Genomic DNA, 19,577 nt, shown 5'->3' with positions numbered 1-19,577 from the left:
GCGACGGTCTGAAGGAGCACAACCGATGGGCGAGGGGTACGCATGACTGACACCGGCCAGGTCCCGGGCGAGGGACAGCCGGAGAACGCAGGCATGGTGGAGCAGCCGGGCATCCCCGCTCCGGGCGCGTACACCTTCCTGGACCCCTCCGAGAACACCGTCGAGGACGACGACCTGCTGTTGATGCCGGGCTCGCAGGGCGCCTGGAGCGAGCCGCACGCCGGCGCCGCCCCGGCGCACGCCTCCATGGCGATGCCCCCGACGATCCCGCCGGCGGTGGACCCGGTGGGCGCCGCGGTGGTCGCCGAGCAGCTGGCGCAGCAGGCGGGGTACGACCCGGTCGAGCAGACGGCGCCGATGACGCACGAGCCGACCGCGCCCGGGTACGAGCCGACCGGGTACGAGCCGCCCGCGCCCGGCTACGAGGCCGCAGTGCGCGAGGCCGCCGTGGGCACGCACGCCGCCGTGGGCACGCACGCCCCGGCCGCGCCCGAGCCCTTCGGGCCCGAGCCGGTGGGGCACGGACCCGTGGAGCACGAGCACGCGGTCCACGAGGCCGGCGCGCACGAGGCCGGTGGCCGTGACTCCGGGTCGGTCGACCTGTCCGGCGTACGGCTGCCCGAGCAGGCCCCGGCCGCGACCGCCGAGCCTGCCCAGGCCCAGGTTCAGGCCACGGCGCCCTCGCGTCGTCCGCTCCACATGGGCCCGCCGGTCCCGGACACCTCGGGCGGGGTGGTCCGCTCGCTCGCCGACCGGGGGCCCGCGAACCCCGGCCCGGCGACCTCGGGCGGCCTGGAGTACCTGGACGTGCCACGCGAGGAGCCGGCGTCCGTGTTGCCCGGCCCGCAGCTCGGGGAACTGCCGCCGCAGAGCGCGGAGCCGTGGTCCCCGCAGCCACAGGCGCCTCAGACACCGCCGCCCGCCGGAGCAGAAACGGTCGTTCCGGACCCCGACCGGGACCCGGAGTCGGCGCCCGCGCCGACCGGGCAGTTCGTGCCGGTCGAGGGCTCGGTCCCGACCGCACCGCACCTCGCCCCCACGCCGCCCGCCGCCCAGGAGCCCGCCGCCGAGCCGGCTCCCGAGCAGGCCCCGGAGCCGGCCCCGGGTCCCGCCCCGGAAGCGGTCGCCGTAGCCCCGGAACCCGTACCGGACGTCGCCGTGACCGTTCCGGCGCCTCGCGACGGCGGAGCCCCGGCCGTGACGGAGCCCATTCAGCAGCCCGTGCCGGCTGCCGAGGCCGCCGCCGCCTCCGAGCCGGCCGCGGCCCCCGACGAGCCGGCGGCCGCGGAACCCGCCCCCGCCGAACCGGTCGCCGAACCGGTCGTCGTGGTGGCCGAGCCCGAGCAGCCGGTGCCGGCCGAGCAGCCGGCCGCAGAGCCCGTGCCCCCCGCCCAGCCGGCGCCCGCCGAGGCGGCCGCCCCCGAGCCGGTGGCCGAGCAGCCGGTCGTCACGGAGCAGCCGGTCGCCGTCGAGCAGCCCGCGCCCGAACAGCTCACCGCGCCCGAGCAGCCGGTGGCAGCCGGGCCCGCCGCCGTGATCGCGGCGGAGCAGCCCGAGGCGGCGGAGGCGGAAACGCCCGTGGAGCCAGCGGCCGACGCGACCGCCCCGGACGCCGCCCCCACGACCGCCCCGGACGCCGAGGCCGCCCCGAACACCGCGCCCGCCCCGGACGGCACCGAAGGCACGGACACCGTGCCCGCCCCGGACGGCACCGAAGGCACCGACACCCCGGCCACCGCCACCGCCCCGGACGCCACCGTCCCGGAAGCCACCACCGCCCCGGGCGCCACCGGCCACGGCGCACCGGCCCCGGGCTACGACGACGTCGAGCGCGAGGCCGTACTCCGCGTCATGCGCGAACGCCGGGACATCCGCAACGGCTTCCGCGGCGACCCGATCCCGCACGAGGTCCTCCTCCGGGTCCTCGAAGCCGCCCACACGGCACCGTCCGTCGGCCACTCACAGCCCTGGGACTTCGTCGTCATCCGCTCCGCCGAGACGCGGCGCACCATGCACGAGCTCGCCCAGCGCCAGCGCGAGGCGTACGCGAAGTCGCTGCCCAAGGGCCGGGCCAAGCAGTTCAAGGAACTGAAGATCGAGGCGATCCTCGACACCCCGGTCAACATCGTGGTCACCGCCGACCCCACCCGGGGCGGCCGGCACACCCTGGGCCGCCACACGCAGCCGCAGATGGCGCCGTACTCCTCCGCCCTCGCCGTCGAGAACCTGTGGCTCGCCGCCCGTGCCGAGGGTCTCGGCGTCGGCTGGGTCAGCTTCTTCGACGAGCGCGAGATGGTCCGCGCCCTCGGTCTGCCCGAGCATCTCGAAGTCGTCGCGTACCTCTGCGTGGGGTACGTCGACGAGTTCCCGGAGGAGCCCGAGCTGATGCAGGCGGGCTGGTCCAAGCGCCGCCCGCTGTCGTGGGTCGTCCACGAGGAGACGTACGGCCGCCGCGCCCTCCCCGGGGAGGAGCCGCACGACCTGCTTCAGGAGACCGTCTCCAACATCCGCCCGCTCGACGCCAAGGCGCTCGGCGAGGCGTGGGAGCGGCAGAAGCGGATGACCAAGCCCGCCGGTGCGCTCGGCATGCTGGAGATCATCTCCGCCCAGCTCTCCGGCCTCTCCCGGATGTGCCCGCCGCCCATCCCCGAGCCCGCGGCCGTCGCGATCTTCGCGGGCGACCACGGGGTGCACGCCCAGGGAGTCACCGCCTGGCCCCAGGAGGTGACGGCCCAGATGGTCGCCAACTTCCTGGGCGGCGGCGCGGTCTGCAACGCGTTCGCCAACCAGGTGGGTGCCGAGGTCTGCGTCGTCGACGTCGGCGTCGCCGGCGACCTGCCCGCCACCCCTGGTCTCCTGCCGCGCAAGGTGCGCCCCGGCACCGCCGACTTCACCACCGGCCCGGCCCTCAGCCGTGAGGACGTCCTCGCCGCCGTCGAGGTCGGCATCGAGACGGCCCGGGACCTGGTGGCGGCGGGCAACAAGGGGCTCCTGACCGGCGAGATGGGTATCGCCAACACCACCGCGTCCGCCGCGCTGATCTCCGTCTACACGGACGTCGACCCGGCGGAGGTCACCGGCCGGGGCACCGGCATCAACGACGAGATGCACGCCCGCAAGGTGGACGTCGTCCGGCGCGGGCTGGACCTGCACCAACCGGACCCCGCCGACCCCATCGGCGTCCTCGCCGCCCTCGGTGGCCTGGAGCACGCGGCGCTCGTCGGCTTCATCCTGGGCGGCGCCTCGCTGCGTACGCCCGTCGTCCTCGACGGCGTCAGCGCGGGCGCCGCGGCCCTGGTGGCCAGGGCCATCGCCCCCGAGGCGCTGGCGGCCTGCATCGCGGGCCACCGCAGCGCGGAGCCGGGTCACATGGCGGCCCTCAACAAGCTGGGCCTCCGCCCCCTGGTGGACCTCGACCTCCGCCTGGGCGAGGGCACCGGCGCCCTGCTGGCCCTCCCGGTGATCCAGAGCGCGGCCCGCGCGATGCACGAGGTGGCGACGTTCGACTCGGCGGGCGTCACCGAGAAGTAGACGACTCCGGAGCCGGCGACGGGTGTGGGGGACCAGGTCCCCCACACCCACCCGTCCGCCGGCTCCGGCAGGCGCCGCCGCCACGCCCGGCCGCGACGAACCGGCCCTCCCGGGCACCAGCAGCACCGCCCCGCGACCGCCCGGCAGGCCGCACCGTATCGTGGTCGGCAGCGTCCCCAGCGCCGCCCCGCCCCCGCCCCACCAGCCGCTTCACCGTCGCAGCGGCTCCGCACACCGCACCACCGCCTCGCCGAGGAGCCGCACCGCCATGGCCGAGAACGCCGAGCACCCCGCCTACCCCGTCGGACTGCGCCTGACCGGGCGCCGCGTCGTCGTCATCGGCGGCGGCCAGGTCGCCCAGCGCCGCCTCCCCGCCCTCATCGCGGCCGGCGCCGACATCACCCTGGTCTCGCCGTCCGCGACGCCGTCCGTCGAGGCCATGGCGGAGGCCGGTGAGATCACCTGGATCAAGCGCCGGTACGAGGACGGGGACCTGACCGGCGCCTGGTACGCGCTGATCGCCGCGACCGACCCGGAGGCCAACGCCCGTGCCTCCGCCGAGGCCGAGCGGACCCGCACCTGGTGTGTACGCTCCGACGACGCCGAGGCCGCCACCGCCTGGACCCCGGCGACCGGCCGGAGCGAAGGCGTCACCGTCGCCGTCCTCACCGGCCACGACCCGCGCCGCTCCGCCGCCGTGCGGGACGCCATCGTCGAGGGCCTGCGCGACGGTTCGATCGCCGCGCCGCACCACCGTGCCCGCACCCCGTTCGTCGCCCTGGTCGGCGGCGGTCCCGGCGACCCGGACCTGATCACCGTGCGCGGCCGGCGCCTGCTCGCCGAGGCCGACGTCGTCATCGCCGACCGCCTCGGCCCGCGCGACCTCCTCGACGAGCTGCCGCCGCACGTCGAGGTGATCGACGCGGCGAAGATCCCGTACGGCCGGTTCATGGCCCAGGAGGCCATCAACAACGCCCTCATCGAGCACGCCAAGACCGGCAAGTCCGTGGTGCGGCTCAAGGGCGGCGACCCGTTCGTGTTCGGCCGGGGGATGGAGGAGGCGCAGGCGCTCGCCGAGGCGGGCATCGCGTGCACCGTCGTGCCCGGGATCTCCAGCTCGATCAGCGTCCCCGGAGCGGCCGGCATCCCGGTCACCCACCGGGGCGTGGCACACGAGTTCACCGTGGTCAGCGGCCATGTCGCGCCCGACGACCCGCGTTCGCTCGTCGACTGGGCGTCGCTCGCCAAACTGACCGGCACCCTCGTCGTCCTGATGGGCGTCGACAAGATCGGCGCGATCGCCGAGGCGCTGATGGCGCACGGCAAGGCCCCCGACACCCCGCTCGCGCTGGTGCAGGAGGGGACGACGGCCTCCCAGCGGCGCGTGGACGCGACGCTCGCCACGGTGGCCGAGCGGGTCGCGGCGGAGGACGTCCGCCCGCCCGCCGTCATCGTCATCGGCCCGGTCGTCGCCGAGGGCCCCCACAAGAGCACCGCGTAACCCCCGTTGGCACCCCGCACCGGACAAGGCAGCAATCATCCCGTGGCCGATCTCCTCACCATCGACGACCCCGACGACCCGCGCCTGCGGGACTACACCGGCCTGACCGACGTCGAACTGCGCCGCCGGCGCGAGCCCGCCGAGGGCCTGTTCATCGCCGAGGGCGAGAAGGTCATCCGCCGCGCCCGGCAGGCCGGGTACGAGATGCGCTCGATGCTGCTGTCCGCCAAATGGGTCGACGCCATGCGGGACGTCATCGACGAGGTCCCGGCGCCCGTGTACACGGTGACACCGGACCTCGCCGAACGTGTCACCGGCTACCACGTGCACCGCGGGGCCCTCGCCTCCATGCAGCGCAAGCCGCTGCCCGCGGCCGACGGACTGCTCGCGGCCGCCCGCCGGGTGGTCGTCATGGAGGGCGTGAACGACCACACCAACATCGGTGCCGTCTTCCGCAGCGCCGCCGCCCTCGGCATGGACGCCGTCCTGCTGTCCCCGGACTGCGCGGACCCGCTCTACCGCCGGTCGGTGAAGGTCTCGATGGGCGCCGTCTTCTCCGTACCGTACGCCCGCCTCGACACCTGGCCCCGAGGCCTGGAGGCGGTACGGGAGGCGGGCTTCAAGCTGCTCGCCCTGACCCCCGACGAGAAGGCCACGAGCATCGACGCGGCCGCCCCGCACCGCCTGGAGCGGGTCGCCCTGATGCTGGGCGCGGAGGGGGACGGCCTCACCACCAAGGCGCTGATGGCGGCCGACGAGTGGGTACGCATCCCGATGGCCCACGGCGTGGACTCGCTCAACGTGGGCGCGGCGGCCGCGGTCGCCTTCTACGCGGTGGCCACCGGCCGCCCGCGGTCCTGACCGGCCGCTAGCCCTGAAGGCCCTGCGCCGCCGCGATGCCCAGCAGCACGATCAGCGTCACCACCACGAAGACGAAGATCCGCTGCCGCAGCAACCGCGGGTTGGCGGGACGGCGCGGGCTCCCCGCTCCCGTGCGCACCCCGGGCCTCGAAGCCGTCCGGCCGCCACCCGTCCGCGACGGCGGGCGTGCCGGGTTGCGTGGCGACGAGGCGCGGGGAGCCTGCGCGCCCCGCGCGCCGGGCGCGGGCGTGCGCTGGGCGCGTTCCTTCGCGGTCCGCTCCGTGTAACGCTCGGTCAGCCGCCCCGTGGGCCGGTCGTCCACGGGCCTGGCGGCCGGCCGCGCCGCCGGCGGCCGCACGTCGGAGAGCCCCTGCGCCTCACGGGCGGCGATCTCCTTCAGCCGCATGGACAGTTGCAGGGTGCTGGGACGTTCCTCCGGGTCCTTGGCCAGACAGGCCCGTACGAGCGGCGCGAGCGCGTCCGGCACGCCGTGCAGCTGCGGCTCCTCGTGCACCACCCGGTAGAGCATCACCTCGGAACTGCCGTGCCCGAAGGGCGAGTCCGCCATGGCCGCGTACGCCAGGGTCGCGCCCAGCGCGAAGACGTCCGTCGCCGGGGTCACCGCCGCGCCCCGCACCTGCTCGGGTGCGAGGAAGCCGGGGGAGCCCACCGCCGTGCCCACGTGGGTGAGCGTGGAGGCGCCGGTCGCCCAGGCGATCCCGAAGTCGATGATCCGCGGGCCCTTGGGGGAGAGGAGGATGTTCGACGGCTTCAGGTCCCGGTGGACCACCCCGGCCTCGTGGACGGCGACCAGCCCCTCGGAGAGCGCCGCGCCGATGGCCGCCACGTCGGCCGCGGACAGCGGGCCGTCCTCGGCGACCTTGTCGTGCAGGGAGGGGCCCGGCACGTACTGGGTGGCGAACCAGGGCCGGTCGGCCTCCAGATCAGCCGCCACCAGCCGGGCCGTGCATCCGCCGCGGATCCGCCGCGCGGCCGACACCTCGCGCGCGAAGCGCGACCTGAACTCCTGGTCCTCGGCGAGATCCGGCCGGATCACCTTCAGTGCCACCCGCTGCCCGCGCCGGTCGGACCCGAGGTACACGACCCCCATGCCGCCCGCGCCGAGTCGCCGGTGGAGCCGGAATGAGCCGACGACACGCGGGTCCTCGCGCCGGAGCCGCATCATCGCCATGTCCGTCCCCTACCTACGGTGGGGAGGCCCCACCCTCGCTGCACCGGTGTCCGTTTGACGTGGCACAGCTTACGTACCCGCGCCCCGGCGCGCTCATAGGCCGCGCCCTCGCGGGCCGATCGATTGTCGGTGCCGCCGGGGGCGGCGGGCCCGGTCGAAGTCCCAATGACCGCCGCCCTCAGGGGCGTTGGCTCTCCGTGCTGACGGGCCGTACGGAGGGGCGGACCGGACGTGAGGGACGTCACCCGTCCCTCCGGCCCCTCCGGAGGACCCCTGACCTCCGGAGGCCCGTCTCCACCCAGGGGAGTACGCCGCTCGTCGACGGCTCATCCTCCGGGAGGCCCGGCAAAGGGTACGCGGGCATGACGTGCCGGACCCGCCGCTTCCCTAATGTTGAGGTCAAGCGGCGGGTGCGGTACTCGTCCCCCGAGGTTGGACACCCGCCGCTGCTGGAATCGACGGGAGAGGGACCATGGCGGACACGGCAACGCGGACGATGATCCGCACGCGGGGACGGAAGGCGTACGCCTCGTTCGGCGACCGCCCGTCCGGCCGACGTCACCCGCTGGTGGCGACGGCGATGGTTCTCCCGCTGGCCGCGCTCCTGGTGGTCGCCTTCGGCGGCTGGGAAGCGGTGGTCACACAGGCGTCGTCCGTGGGCGTGATGCTGGGGCGCTGAGCGGCGCCCCGGACCCGGGAGAGCGGCCCGGGTCGGGACATCCGGCCAACAACCCCGTGGGGACGGGGGTGCGGCGGACGGCAGCGGTGGCCGGCAGCTGGGGAGCTGCCGGCCACCGCTTTGTCCGGAGGGCGACGGCCGGTTCCTGTTCGGTCCGGTCCGCGGCCGGTGCCCCTGGCCGGTGCCGGTCGGTGGCTGGTGGTGGGTGGTGGGGTGTGGCCCCTCCGGGCTCGCCTCCTCGGGGCCGGCGGCCTTGGGTTACGACAGTTGGGAGCCCTGCTGATGCCGCCAACCCCTGCGGGGGCGACCCTGCACGGCTCCACCCCGGTCGTATGCCGTCCGCGGGCCGGATTCCGAACGGCGAGTCGTTCTGCGTAGTACGGCCGTGCAGGGTCGCCCCCGCTGGGTCCCCCCACGCCTCCGGCGTAGGGGGAGGATCGGCGGCGAGTAACGGCGACGAGTGCGGGTGGTTGCCCCGCCGACCGCGAGGAGGTGAGCCCGGAGGGGCCCCGCCCTTGCCCACCGGCGGAAACCGACCCGGTCACGCGCCGCCGGCACCCCGCGGGCCTCGCCGGGGCGCAGCGCACCCGTAAGGTCGGGGGGTGCAGCAGCAGACCGATGCCCTCACGCGGGGGCTCGACGCCGTGGCCCGGCGCGCCGTGCCCCATCAGACCTGCCGCGCCTGCGGCACGTCCGCGTCCGGCACCGTCCTGGCCGACCGCCCCGACGGCACCGTCGTACGGCACGGTGAGGCCGTCGCCAAGGCGCACGCCCCCGACACCGAGGCCGCGGCCCACCGCGCCCGCCTCGCCGTCGCCGCCCACCCGCGCCTCGCGGGCATCCTCCTGCCGCCTCTCCCGGTCACCGCCCCGGAGCTGCACGGCCGCCCCGTGAGCGCCTGGCCCTACGGCAGCCCCGTCGACCCCGAGAACCCGGACGCCGCGCCCTGGGAGGAGGCCGCCGCCCTGCTCGCGCGCCTGCACTCCGTACCGCCCCGGAAGCTGCCCGGCCTGCCCGCGATGCGCGGCCCCGCCAAAGCGGCACGGGCCGTGGCGCGCATGGCGGCGGCCGGTCCGCACCCGGCCGCCGGCCCGGTACGCGCCGCCTGGCGCCGTCTGCCCGCCTGGGCGCGTGACGAGGCGCCCTGGACCGGCGAGGGCGCGCTCTGCCACGGCGACGTCCACCTCGGCCAGCTGGTCCGCCACCCGGCCGCCGGCGGCCCCTGGCTGCTCATCGACGTCGACGACCTCGGCCTGGGCGATCCCGCCTGGGACCTGGCCCGCCCCGCGGCCTGGTACGCGGCCGGTCTGCTGGCGCCCGAGGTGTGGGACCGCTTCCTCGGCGCCTACCGCGCGGCGGGTGGCCCGGCCGTACCCGACGACGGCGACCCCTGGCCCCGGCTCGATGTGCCGGCCCGCGCGCTGACCGTGCAGACGGCCGCCCTCGCCGTCGCCAAGTGCACCACCGGTAAGCGGGACTTGGACGACGTCGAGCTGAGCGTCGTCGACGCCTGTGCCCGAATTGCGACACTCCCGCCGGAGTTGGGCGCTGGAGCCGCGTCGTAGGGTGAGCACACCATTCGTACGGCGAGGAGTTGAGCCGAGCATGCAGTGTCCCAAGTGCCATGCGCCCATGCACACCTACAACCGCAACGGTGTCCAGATCGAGCAGTGCGGTGGCTGCCGGGGGATCTTCCTCGACTACGGCGAGCTGGAGGCCCTGACCCGCCTGGAGTCGCAGTGGGTTCAGCAGGCCCCGCCCGCCCCGCCGGCACCTCAGGCCTACCCGGCCGCTCCCGCTCCGCACGCCCCCGCCTGGGGCGCTCCGCACCACGGGCACCACGGGCAGCACGGCCAGCACGGCCACCGCCGTGGCTTCGGGCGGATGCTCTTCTCGTCCTGAGCGGGGGACGACGACGGAGCCCCGGCCGCGAGACGCGACCGGGGCTCCGGACCATGTGGACGATACTGGGATTGAACCAGTGACCTCTTCCGTGTCAGGGAAGCGCTCTCCCGCTGAGCTAATCGTCCTCGGGACCACGATCCAGGATCATGGACACTGCGTGCGCGATACTGGGATTGAACCAGTGACCTCTTCCGTGTCAGGGAAGCGCTCTCCCGCTGAGCTAATCGCGCGGGGGATCCGAAGATCCAGTGGACGATACTGGGATTGAACCAGTGACCTCTTCCGTGTCAGGGAAGCGCTCTCCCGCTGAGCTAATCGTCCTTGGAGGTGGAGACGGGATTTGAACCCGTGTAGACGGCTTTGCAGGCCGTTGCCTCGCCTCTCGGCCACTCCACCAGGAGTGCGGGGGTCGGGAAAGATCCCCCACGTCGAGCGGACGACGAGATTCGAACTCGCGACCCTCACCTTGGCAAGGTGATGCTCTACCAACTGAGCCACGTCCGCTTGTCGTTTCCGTTCCGCTTCCGCGTCCCGGCGACGTGTTGAACTCTAGCGGATTCCCGGGCCAGCACAAAAACGCGTTTGCCCAGCGTGCTGCGCCGACCCCGCTCCGCGCCGTCCCGTCCGCCCCCGCCCTAGACTCGCATGCGTGCACGACCTCGCTCCTCTGGCCCGCTTCGGCGGCCTCGTCGCAACCGACCTGCGGGATGTCACCAGTGATCCCGGGGCTCTCGACTCGTCCGGCTTCTGGGCGGTCTCCGCGGACTTCGAGGGCCGCCTGACCTGCGCCCGCTTCGGTGACGTACGCCCCGCCCCGGTTCCCGCGCCGGTGCCGGGACGCTGGCGCGGGCCCGCCGCCGGTGACTGGACGTCCTCGCTCGACCGCGCGGCGTACACCGCGGGGGTACGGAGGATCCGGGAGCACATCGCGGCCGGCGAGGTCTACCAGGCGAACCTGTGCCGGGTGCTCTCCGCGCCGCTGCCGGACCCGGCCGCCGATGTGGACGCGCTGACCGCGCTTCTCGCGCGCGGCAACCCGGCCCCCTATGCCGGAACGATTCGGCTGCCCGCTCACGGGGTGGAGATCGCCACCGCCTCGCCCGAGCTCTACCTCCGGCGGGACGGCTCCACCGTCGAGTCCGGCCCCATCAAGGGCACCGGCAGGACCGCCCAGGACCTCCTGGACAAGGACCGCGCCGAGAACGTGATGATCGTCGACCTGGTCCGCAACGACCTCGGACGGGTCTGCGCCACGGGCTCCGTCACCGTCCCCGAGCTCTGCGCCGTCGAGCCGCACCCCGGCCTGGTCCATCTCGTCTCCACCGTGCGCGGCGAGCTGACGCCCAAGGCTGGCTGGCAGGACCTCCTGCACGCCACCTTCCCGCCCGGGTCGGTGACCGGCGCGCCCAAGAGCAGCGCCCTGCGGATCATCGAGGCGCTGGAGAACGCCCCCCGGGGGCCGTACTGCGGCGGCATCGGATGGGTCGACGCCGACCGCCGCACCGGCGAGCTGGCCGTCGGCATACGCACCTTCTGGATCGACCGTGGCGAAGGCCGGGCGCTGCTGCGCTTCGGCACCGGCGCGGGCATCACCTGGGGGTCCGACCCCGAGCGCGAGTGGGACGAGACCGAACTGAAGGCCTCCCGGCTGCTCGCGGTAGCGTCGGGAACGTACCGGGCGAGCGGAAGGACCATCGGGAAATGAAGCTGTGGGTCAACGGCGGGCTGTTCGACGCGGACGCCGCCAGGGTCTCCGTACTGGACCACGGCCTGACCGTGGGCGACGGCGTCTTCGAGACGCTGAAGTCCGTGGACGGCCGGCCCTTCGCGATGGAGCCCCACCTCGACCGGCTCACCCGCTCCGCGCGCGGCCTCGGCCTGCCCGACCCGGACCTCGACGAGGTGCGCCGCGCGTGCGCCGCTGTGCTGGAGGCCAACCCCATGCCGCTGGGCCGGCTGCGCATCACGTACACCGGAGGGCTCTCCCCGCTCGGGTCCGACCGGGGCGACGCCGGCCCGACCCTGGTCGTCGCCCTGGGCGAGACCACGCGCCGCCCCGACACCACCGCCGTGATCACCGTCCCGTGGACCCGCAACGAACGCAGCGCCCTGGCGGGGCTCAAGACCACCTCGTACGCCGAGAACGTCGTCGCGCTCGCCGCCGCCCACGAGCGGGGCGCGAGCGAGGCGCTGTTCGCCAACACCGTCGGGCGGCTCTGCGAGGGCACCGGCTCCAACGTCTTCGTCGTGCTGGACGGCCGGCTGTACACCCCGCCGCTCACCTCCGGCTGCCTCGCCGGCATCACCAGGGCCCTGACCGTCGAATGGACCGGCGCGCAGGAGACCGAGCTGCCGATGGACGTCCTGGAGCGGGCCGACGAGATCTTCCTGACCTCCACCCTCCGCGACGTCCAGGCCGTCCACCGGGTGGACGGGCGCGAGCTGCCCGGCGCGCCGGGGCCGGTCACCGCCAAGACCATGCGGATCTTCGCGGAGCGCGCGGCACAGATGTGAGCCCGTGGTGGCGGGGTGGGTAGAACACTCCCGATGACCACGACCCTGCGGCCGGCCGGGCCGCTCCAGCAGAACCCCGACGGCGCCCGATCGCGCACCTACGACGTCTGTGTCAACAGCCGCCGCGTGGGCGCCGTCGAACTCGGCACCCTGCCCGGAAGCGGCCGGGGGGCGGCCGGGGTGATCCGTTCCCTCGACATCGACGAGCCGGACCGGCGGCGCGGCCGGGGCACGGTGGCCGCGCTCGCCGCCGAGGAGGTCCTGCGCGGCTGGGGCTGCGACGAGGTCACCGCCGCCGTACCGGCCGACGCGGCGGTCGCCCTCCGGATGGCGACCGCCCTCGGCTACACCGAACGCGGCCGCACCATGGCCAAGGACCTCACCGGCCCGCCGCCCGAGCCGCCCGGACACATCGAGGTCCGGCCCATGACGGAGGCGGAGTTCGCGCGGTGGGTGGTCCGGTCCGGGGAGAAGTTCGCGCGCAGCTGGGCCCGGCACGGCGTACCGGAGGAGCGGGCCGGGGCGAAGGCCGAGGCGAGCCGCCGCCGCCTGCTGCCCGACGGCCTCGCCACCGAGGGCGCCGCGCTCCACGTCGCCGTCCGGGACGGGGTTCCCGTCGGGCACCTGTGGACCGGCCGGGCGGAGTCGCCCTGCGGGGAGGAGCTCGCGTTCGTGTACGACATCGAGGTCGTCGACGCCCTGCGCGGTCGGGGGCACGGGCGGGCCCTGATGCTGTTCGCCGAGCGGATCGCCCTGCGGGCGGGGGATCGCCGCATCGGCCTGCACGTCTTCGCGGACAACACCCCGGCCCTGCGGCTCTACGGGTCGCTCGGTTACCGGGCGACCCACATCCACTGCTTCAAGCCGCTGCTCTAGAGCGCTTCGGAGCGGCCGCCCGGGTCGGCCAGCAGGCGGTCGGCGATCTCCTCGATGCGCGCGCGCAGCCCCTCCTGGCTCTTGCCGCCGTCCAGACGCTCGCCGCCGATCACGTACGTCGGGGTGCCGGTGACGCCGATCGCCCTGCCCTCCGCCTGGTCGGCGTCCACGATCAGCAGGTGCCGGCCGTCGATGAGCGCGGTGTCGAACTCCTCGGCGTCCAGGCCGAGTTCCCGTGCCGTGTCGATCAGAACCCGCTCACCCTTCGCCGCCAGCTCCTCGATCCTGGCGAGCACCGCCTCCGCGTAGGGCCATCCCCGCCCCTGCTCGACGGCCTCCTCGGCGGCCTGCGCGGCGGCGTAGGCGTGCTTGTGCTTCTCCAGCGGGAAGTGGCGCAGCCGCACCTCCAGCCGGTCGCCGTACCGGGCGCGCAGTGCGCGCAGGTCCTCCAGGGCGGCATGGCAGTCGGAGCACTGGAGCTCGCACCAGACGTCGAGGAGGACGGGCGGTGCGGTGCGCTCGGTGGTGGAGTCGTTCATGGGGGCAGTCTCCCAGCCGGGCGGGTGACATCCCAACCTGGACCTGGGGAGGAGAGCGCCCCGGAGATGTCCCGGAGATCTCCCCGAGGGTGTTGGGCGCCATGGCCGCGGCGGGCCCGCGAGGTGCAGGATGGAAGGGAGACGTACCGCCTCGCGCCCGCCTGGAGGACCGGATGCTTGCCGAGACTGTTTGCTCCGCCGTGTCCGCGGCGGGGCTGGGTATCGCGGCGATCGCCGCGTACCGGAAGAGGTTCCTCGCCGCCGTCCGTATCGCCGCGTACGCGCTCGTGCCGATCGGGCTGGTGATGACCGGGGCCGTGGAGTGGCTGGCCAGGACCGCCTTCAGCCCGGTGGCCTGGGCCGGATTCGGTGTTCTGGGGGTGTCCTGGCTGCTGTTCATGACCACCCGGGCGGTCGAGCGGCGCCGGGGCGGGACTGCGCGCGCCGAGCGCGAGGAGAGCAAGGGCACGGGCCGCCGGGAGCCGCGTGGGGCTGTCGGGCCGGCCGCTTCCGGGCCCTCGCTGGGCGCCGGTGACCGCTCCACGGCGAAGCCCGCCGACGACTTCAGCGACATCGAGGCGATCCTGAAGAAGCACGGCATCTGATCCACCGGGCACCGCCGGGCGTCACGGAGCCACGGGATGGGGTGAACTCCCCTGCCGATCCTCCGCGTTCACCGTTCACGGGCCGCCGCGCTGCGCCATGATCGGCCCCGAGATGCTGGAAACCTCGCGGGAGTCGTCCCCCGCCCCCACCGAAGTCACCGAAGCCACCGAAGCCACCGATACGGCCCTCGACGAGCGGCGCGGATGCCTCTTCGCGCTCTCCCAGCCGCCGCTGATGATCTTCCTGACGGTCATCGGCTGCCTGTTGCTGATGGGCGCCGTGCACGACCTGTTCGTGCTCTGAGCGCTGGCCGACGCGGCCGCTCAGCGGGCCGCCGCCTCCTTGCGGCGGGCCCGGTAGGCCGCCACATGAAGTCGGTTACCGCAGGTACGGCTGTCGCAGTACCGGCGTGAGCGGTTGCGTGACAGGTCGACGAAGGCGCGTCCGCAGTCCGGCGCCTCGCAACGGCGAAGGCGGTCCTGCTCGCCGGCCACCACGATGAACGCCAGCGCCATGCCGCAGTCGGCGGCCAGGTGGTCGGCCACCGACGCGCCCGGCGCGAAGTAGTGCACGTGCCAGTCGTAACCGTCGTGGTCGGTCAGCTGGGGTGTGGTGCCCGCCGCCGCGACCAGCTGGTTGATCAGATCCGCCGCGGTACGGGCGTCGGGCGCCGAGAAGACGTCGGCGAATCGATTTCGCACGTCGCGCACGGCCCGCAGGTCCGGCTCGCCGAGCTCACCGACACCGCTGACGTCGTGGCCCCGTACGAAGGCGTACAGCGCCGCGATGTCCCCGAGCCCCTCGCCCCGTCCGCCTTCCGGTGCCGTGTTCATCAGATCGACGACGGTGTCGAGCGCGATCCGGGTGTCGTGGGGGATCAGCACGCTTCCTCCCTGGCCTGTCGCGGGCCGGCGCCCGCCGGATTGCGCCGACTCTAGCGGCTCGCCCGCTGGGCGCCCGGGCGGTGTCCGGGCCGGAGGGGCCGCGGGCGGCCGGAAACGCGCCCGGCGCCGTCACCGCGGTGGTTTCCGCGGTGACGGCGCCGATGTCGCCGTTCCCGGCCGCTCACGGCCGTACGAGCTCTCCGCGCGGCGCCGTCGCCCCGAGTCGGACGGCGCCGTGCGGCTGGCGGCCTGGCCTCAGCTTTCGGCCAGGATGTGCGAGAGCTCCGTGTCGAGGTCGAAGTGGCGATGCTCGGTGCCGGGCGGCACCGCGGCGTCGGTCCGCTTCAGGAACGACTCCAGCGCCCGCGCCGGGGCTTCCAGCAGGGCTTCGCCCTCCGGGGAGCTCAACGCGATGCAGACGACGCCCTGACCGTGGCTGCGGGACGGCCAGACTCTGACGTCGCCGGTGCCTGTGGGGCGGTGGAGCCCTTCGGCGAGAAGGTCGCGGGCGAACACCCACTCGACCGTCTCCTCGGCTCCGGTGTGGAAGGTGGCGTGCACGGCGTAGGGATCGGCCGTGTCATACCGCAGGCCCGCCGGTACAGGCAGTGAGGACTCGCTCGACACAACGAGGCGCAGGTGCAGCTCGCAGCTGACCGTGGTGTTCATAAGCGCCAGGGCCTTTCGCTCAGTGTGCGCTCGGGGATTCGCACGTCGGCGAAATCGACATGCCACCTACGGTGCCGTTGTAAACCCCTCTGTCTGTTTTGTGGCCCTTGAGGTACCTCGTATGGCGGTGTGCAAGCGGCTGTTATGCGTCCATTCCGGTGTCTCGCGAGTGTCGGGTAGGTTGGGCTCCATGAACGCGGAGAGTGACGAGCGGGAGAAGGTCGCCCCACCGGTGACCACGGCGCCCGCAACGGGGGACGTGACGGAAGAGGTGACCGGCGAGCCGACACTCGGCTCGCGGGCACCCGACTTCATCAAGGCGCGCAGGACGCTCCACGTCAGCTGGCAGGTCGGCGTCTTCGTCGTCGGCCTCGCCGTCGTGGCGGCCGGCGCCGCGATGCTGGTGCTGCCGGGCCCCGGCTGGGTCGTGATCTTCGGCGGTATGGCGATCTGGGCGACCGAGTTCGTCTGGGCGCAGCTGGTGCTCCGCTGGACGAAGCGGAAGGTGACCGAGGCGGCGCAGCGGGCACTCGATCCGAAGGTCCGGCGCCGCAACATCATCCTGACCACGGTCGGTCTGGTGATCATGGCGGCACTGGTCGGTGTGTACCTGTGGACGTACGGGTTCGCCCTGCCCTGGAACCTCGCCAAGTGACCGCGTGAACCGGCCCGAGGTGGTCGGGAGCACCGCTGACATGCGGTAATGTTTGCGGTGCGCCCGGGCGATTAGCTCAGTGGGAGAGCGCTTCGTTCACACCGAAGAGGTCACTGGTTCGAACCCAGTATCGCCCACCACCCGGACCGAAGGCCCCGGAGACGATGTCTCCGGGGCCTTCGGCGTTCCCGGTTCAGCCCATCCTGCCCAGGGTGTCGCGCAGCCGACGGGCGTCGCGCATGCGCTGCTCGTACGTCGCGCCAACCGCCAGCAGCAGCAGTCCGGCGAGCGCGGGCGGCAGCCAACGCGGCACCGCACCGACCGCCTGGACGACGTACGGCGCCAGCTCGTGCAGCCCGTCCAGGGCGAGGACCGCCCCGCCCAGCAGGAGCGGTGCCTGCAACCGCAGCCGGGCGCCGGCCAGCGTGACGGCGAGCGCCACCAGCCCGAGCACCAGCGGACGCGGCCAGCCCGTGTCCCCCCACGCCGCGAACAGGCTCGGCACCAGGGCCGAGGCCAGGCCCGGACCGTACGCCACCCACGACGACGCCTCCGGGTCACGGCGCCTGCGCAGCACGCCCACGGCGAGCGCGGGCACCGCCACCGGCAGCGCGTACGCCTCCGGGGACGACACCCCCGAGGCGGCCAGCCGCACCCAGGCCGCCGCCACGAACAGCGCGGTGGCCGCGTACCCGGCCACGGGGCGCCGCTCCGGACGTACCGCCGTGGCCGCCGCCACCACGCCGCCCAGGGCCAGCGCGAGCGCCAGGACCCCGGGGCGGGCGGACGCGAGCCCGACCCCGAGGGCCCCGGCCGCGGCGCCCGCCGACTCCACCGGCACGGCGGCCGGGTGACGCCGCAGGACCGCCCCGACCGCCGCCGTCGCCACCGGCACGGCCAGCAGCGCGACGCCCGTCAGGTGGACCGGCAGCTCCACCGCGGCGGCGACGGCACCCACGAACCCGGTCCCCGCCACCACGGCGGCGCACGCCATGACCGTCCGGCGCGTGCCCCGTCCGGCGACCGCCCCGCCCGCGAAGAGCCCCGCCAGCACCCCGAGGACGGCGACCGCCGCCGCCTCCGTGGCCCGCGCCCCGAAGGCGGCCACGGACGCGCCCAGCAACGCCCCGCCGAGGGCGACGTCCCCGAGCGCCCCCTCCGCGTCCCGCGCCTCCGGCAGCCGAACCGTCAGCGACGACGGGCGGACCGCCAGAACCAGGAACCCGGCCGACAGCAGGAGGTGGGCCACCAGCGTGGCCGCGTACGGCAGGGAGAGTGCCCCGGGCAATGACATCCCCGCCGTCCACGCCAGCGCGAGCGCCCCGCAGCGCGCCGGCCGGGATCGAGGCGACACCAGGACCCCGGCCACCGTCACCGGCACCGCCACCACCGCCCACGGGACGCCCGGCCGGACGCCCCCCAGGACGGCCGCCACCTGCGGCAGCGCCCACGCCACCGCCAGCGCCTGCACACCCGCCGACGCGCCCGTCAGGCCACGCGCCACCCCGCGCGGCACCCCGCCGCTCGCCGCGGCCGCCCACACCACCACCGCGGCGACCAGGTACCCCGGCACCGCCCAGCCCTGCGGCACCACCTCCCGCACCAGGCCGCCGCCACCGGCCACCGCCACCAGGCCGGCCACGACCGCCCACGCCACCGACCAGGACTCCGCCCCGGCCGCGACACGCCACGCCCCGAACCCCGCCAGGCCCGCGGCCACCAGCAGCAGCACGGCCGGTCCGGCGCCCCCGTCCACCGCCGAGAACCACACGGCGGCCAGCACCGCCCAGCCACCCGTCGCGCAAGCCGCCACGCACGCCACCACCCGCACCCCGGTACCCGGCCTCGCCCACAGCGCGACCGCCACGTCGAGACCGGCCGTGGCCAGCAGCGCCCAGCACACGGTCAGCGCACCGGCGTCCGACGCCACCGCCCACAGGGAAAGGGGGAGTTGGCCCGCCACGACCGCCGCCGGCACCGGCACCCGCAGGCCACCGACCGCCGTGCCGTACGCCGCCCACAGCGCCGCCAGCACCGCCGAGGCGCCCGCCGCGTACCCCACGGCCCCCGCCTCCGGCAGCCCCACCCGGTGTACCGCGTACGCGTCCAGCACCGTCAGCAGCAACCCGAGCGACGCCACCGCCTCCGCCGTCGACGCCAGCCGTCGGCGCAGCAGCGCGACCGGCGCCGCCAGCGCCCCGGCCGTCAGTACGGTGAGCACCGCCGCACGGCCACCGATGCCCAAGTGCCCCCAACTGACCAGCGTGAAGGCGATCGCGGCGACCGCCAGCAGCACACCGCCCAGCGTCAGCAGCACGTGCTGCGCACTCCGCGGCGCGGTCTCCGTGGCGGGGCGGCGCCACGCGGGGACCGCGGCGACCGGCGTGTGCAGCACGCTCAGCAGCCACGCCCGGCGAGCCAGCAACTGCGACCTGCGGACATCGAGTCGGGCCAGTTCACGATCCAGGACCACCAGCTCTTCCGCCGGTGACGGCACATTGTTCATGGGCGGAGTGTCGCCCGGGCCGCACGCCACGACATGAGCGTGCCTACTCAGACATGGCGTGAGTACGCCCGGCACGGAGCACACTCGCACCATGAACTGGTGCCACTACCGCTTCCGCAGCGTCTGGGATCTGCCGGCCCCGCCGGACACCGTCTACGCCGTACTGGAACGGCCCGAGGAGTACCCCTCCTGGTGGCCACAGGTGCGCGAGGCGACCCGGATCGACGAGCGCTCGGGCACCGCCCGCGCCCGTTCCCTCCTCCCGTACGACATCGTCGTCACCCTCACCGAACGGCGCCGGGACCCCGTCGCACACGTCCTGGAGACCACACTCGCCGGCGACCTCGAGGGGTGGGCCCGCTGGACCCTCACCTCGCCCGGGGCCGGCCGCACAGAAGTCCTCTACGAACAGGAGGTCGAGGTACGGCGGCCCCTGATGCGCCGCCTCGCCCTGCCGGCCAGGCCCCTCTTCCGCGCGAACCACGCCCTGATGATGCGCGGCGGGCACCGGGGACTGGCCGCGCACGTGCGGACGGTTTGAAGGGAACGGGCCGGGACCTGTATGGTTCAGTGCGTTCCCGGGCGATTAGCTCAGTGGGAGAGCGCTTCGTTCACACCGAAGAGGTCACTGGTTCGAACCCAGTATCGCCCACCGGGGA

At 74.6% G+C, this 19,577-nt stretch carries 18 protein-coding genes and 7 tRNA genes; 15 read left to right on the top strand and 10 right to left on the bottom strand.

Going from position 1 to position 19,577, the window contains the following annotated elements; all coding sequences use genetic code 11:
* Window positions 1-42 precede the first annotated feature (42 nt).
* The 3 genes from cobT (at window position 43) to ABD347_RS18305 (ending at window position 5,893) form a co-directional block, all read left to right on the top strand.
* Window positions 43-3,531: a nicotinate-nucleotide--dimethylbenzimidazole phosphoribosyltransferase gene (gene cobT / locus ABD347_RS18315; RefSeq protein WP_344362519.1), complete on the top strand. Its 3,489-nt coding sequence runs from the start codon at window positions 43-45 to the stop codon at window positions 3,529-3,531.
* A gap of 268 nt (window positions 3,532-3,799) precedes the next feature.
* Entirely contained in the window at window positions 3,800-5,032 is a 1,233-nt protein-coding gene (gene cobA / locus ABD347_RS18310) for a uroporphyrinogen-III C-methyltransferase (protein ID WP_344362517.1), read from the top strand.
* A gap of 42 nt (window positions 5,033-5,074) precedes the next feature.
* On the top strand, window positions 5,075-5,893 hold the full coding sequence (locus tag ABD347_RS18305; protein WP_344362514.1) for a TrmH family RNA methyltransferase: 819 nt from the start codon (window positions 5,075-5,077) through the stop codon (window positions 5,891-5,893).
* Between the two features lie 7 nt (window positions 5,894-5,900).
* On the opposite strand, the gene ABD347_RS18300 is transcribed toward ABD347_RS18305, so the two are convergent.
* Window positions 5,901-7,085 (bottom strand): serine/threonine-protein kinase, encoded by a 1,185-nt coding sequence (locus ABD347_RS18300; protein ID WP_344362513.1) that lies wholly within the window; start codon window positions 7,083-7,085, stop codon window positions 5,901-5,903.
* A 472-nt stretch (window positions 7,086-7,557) separates the two neighbouring features.
* Here ABD347_RS18300 and ABD347_RS18295 point away from each other — a divergent pair, with 472 nt between their 5' ends.
* From ABD347_RS18295 to ABD347_RS18285, 3 genes are all read left to right on the top strand, one after another.
* Complete coding sequence (locus tag ABD347_RS18295) at window positions 7,558-7,764, top strand: hypothetical protein (protein ID WP_344362510.1); 207 nt, start codon at window positions 7,558-7,560, stop codon at window positions 7,762-7,764.
* 659 nt (window positions 7,765-8,423) lie between these two features.
* Window positions 8,424-9,329 carry a phosphotransferase family protein gene (locus ABD347_RS18290; RefSeq protein ID WP_344362611.1) on the top strand — a complete coding sequence of 302 codons (906 nt, stop codon included), beginning with the start codon at window positions 8,424-8,426 and terminating at the stop codon, window positions 9,327-9,329.
* 40 nt (window positions 9,330-9,369) lie between these two features.
* The gene (locus tag ABD347_RS18285) at window positions 9,370-9,666 is read left to right on the top strand and encodes a TFIIB-type zinc ribbon-containing protein (protein ID WP_344362508.1); all 297 of its coding nucleotides are present in this window, start codon (window positions 9,370-9,372) and stop codon (window positions 9,664-9,666) included.
* Window positions 9,667-9,722: 56 nt separating this feature from the next.
* Here ABD347_RS18285 and ABD347_RS18280 read toward each other — a convergent pair.
* From ABD347_RS18280 to ABD347_RS18260, 5 genes are all read right to left on the bottom strand, one after another.
* Window positions 9,723-9,794 (bottom strand) — tRNA-Val (locus ABD347_RS18280).
* Between the two features lie 33 nt (window positions 9,795-9,827).
* Window positions 9,828-9,899: transfer RNA gene (locus ABD347_RS18275), tRNA-Val, on the bottom strand.
* 19 nt (window positions 9,900-9,918) lie between these two features.
* Window positions 9,919-9,990: transfer RNA gene (locus ABD347_RS18270), tRNA-Val, on the bottom strand.
* Window position 9,991: 1 nt separating this feature from the next.
* Window positions 9,992-10,065, bottom strand: a tRNA-Cys gene (locus ABD347_RS18265).
* A 35-nt stretch (window positions 10,066-10,100) separates the two neighbouring features.
* Window positions 10,101-10,173, bottom strand: a tRNA-Gly gene (locus ABD347_RS18260).
* Between the two features lie 145 nt (window positions 10,174-10,318).
* Between ABD347_RS18260 and ABD347_RS18255 the strand changes: the two genes are divergently transcribed.
* From ABD347_RS18255 to ABD347_RS18245, 3 genes are read left to right on the top strand one after another with little or no spacing between them, the layout of a single operon-like run.
* Window positions 10,319-11,374: a chorismate-binding protein gene (locus ABD347_RS18255; RefSeq protein WP_344362507.1), complete on the top strand. Its 1,056-nt coding sequence runs from the start codon at window positions 10,319-10,321 to the stop codon at window positions 11,372-11,374.
* Complete coding sequence (locus ABD347_RS18250; protein ID WP_344362504.1) at window positions 11,371-12,183, top strand: aminotransferase class IV; 813 nt, start codon at window positions 11,371-11,373, stop codon at window positions 12,181-12,183. The genes ABD347_RS18255 and ABD347_RS18250 overlap by 4 nt, the downstream gene beginning before the upstream one ends.
* A gap of 33 nt (window positions 12,184-12,216) precedes the next feature.
* Entirely contained in the window at window positions 12,217-13,059 is an 843-nt protein-coding gene (locus tag ABD347_RS18245; RefSeq protein WP_344362502.1) for a GNAT family N-acetyltransferase, read from the top strand.
* Here the strand turns inward: ABD347_RS18245 and ABD347_RS18240 are convergent.
* Window positions 13,056-13,598 carry a DsbA family protein gene (locus ABD347_RS18240; protein WP_344362500.1) on the bottom strand — a complete coding sequence of 181 codons (543 nt, stop codon included), beginning with the start codon at window positions 13,596-13,598 and terminating at the stop codon, window positions 13,056-13,058. The two genes, ABD347_RS18245 and ABD347_RS18240, sit on opposite strands and share 4 nt — an antisense overlap.
* Window positions 13,599-13,771: 173 nt before the next feature.
* Between ABD347_RS18240 and ABD347_RS18235 the strand changes: the two genes are divergently transcribed.
* Window positions 13,772-14,203 (top strand): hypothetical protein, encoded by a 432-nt coding sequence (locus tag ABD347_RS18235; RefSeq protein WP_344362498.1) that lies wholly within the window; start codon window positions 13,772-13,774, stop codon window positions 14,201-14,203.
* Between the two features lie 112 nt (window positions 14,204-14,315).
* On the top strand, window positions 14,316-14,507 hold the full coding sequence (locus ABD347_RS18230; RefSeq protein WP_344362495.1) for a hypothetical protein: 192 nt from the start codon (window positions 14,316-14,318) through the stop codon (window positions 14,505-14,507).
* Between the two features lie 20 nt (window positions 14,508-14,527).
* Here ABD347_RS18230 and ABD347_RS18225 read toward each other — a convergent pair whose 3' ends face one another.
* A complete protein-coding gene (locus tag ABD347_RS18225) occupies window positions 14,528-15,088 on the bottom strand; it encodes a CGNR zinc finger domain-containing protein (RefSeq protein WP_344362493.1) in 561 nt (186 codons plus the stop codon).
* Between the two features lie 255 nt (window positions 15,089-15,343).
* On the bottom strand, window positions 15,344-15,757 hold the full coding sequence (locus ABD347_RS18220; RefSeq protein ID WP_003959770.1) for an SsgA family sporulation/cell division regulator: 414 nt from the start codon (window positions 15,755-15,757) through the stop codon (window positions 15,344-15,346).
* 190 nt (window positions 15,758-15,947) lie between these two features.
* Between ABD347_RS18220 and ABD347_RS18215 the strand changes: the two genes are divergently transcribed.
* Both ABD347_RS18215 and ABD347_RS18210 read left to right on the top strand, forming a co-directional pair.
* Window positions 15,948-16,412: a TIGR02611 family protein gene (locus tag ABD347_RS18215; protein ID WP_344362491.1), complete on the top strand. Its 465-nt coding sequence runs from the start codon at window positions 15,948-15,950 to the stop codon at window positions 16,410-16,412.
* Between the two features lie 65 nt (window positions 16,413-16,477).
* Window positions 16,478-16,552: transfer RNA gene (locus ABD347_RS18210), tRNA-Val, on the top strand.
* 53 nt (window positions 16,553-16,605) lie between these two features.
* Here ABD347_RS18210 and ABD347_RS18205 read toward each other — a convergent pair.
* Window positions 16,606-18,918 (bottom strand): SCO7613 C-terminal domain-containing membrane protein, encoded by a 2,313-nt coding sequence (locus tag ABD347_RS18205; RefSeq protein WP_344362488.1) that lies wholly within the window; start codon window positions 18,916-18,918, stop codon window positions 16,606-16,608.
* Between the two features lie 91 nt (window positions 18,919-19,009).
* Here ABD347_RS18205 and ABD347_RS18200 point away from each other — a divergent pair, with 91 nt between their 5' ends.
* Both ABD347_RS18200 and ABD347_RS18195 read left to right on the top strand, forming a co-directional pair.
* Window positions 19,010-19,459, top strand: coding sequence for an SRPBCC family protein (locus tag ABD347_RS18200; protein WP_344362486.1), 450 nt, complete (start codon window positions 19,010-19,012; stop codon window positions 19,457-19,459).
* 39 nt (window positions 19,460-19,498) lie between these two features.
* A tRNA-Val gene (locus ABD347_RS18195) sits at window positions 19,499-19,570 on the top strand.
* Window positions 19,571-19,577: the final 7 nt, after the last annotated feature.

This window comes from Streptomyces gobitricini, from assembly GCF_039532985.1.
GTDB lineage: Bacteria > Actinomycetota > Actinomycetes > Streptomycetales > Streptomycetaceae > Streptomyces > Streptomyces gobitricini.
The sequence above is the reverse complement of the archived record's forward strand: the minus strand, read 5'-3'. Positions and strand labels throughout refer to the sequence as shown.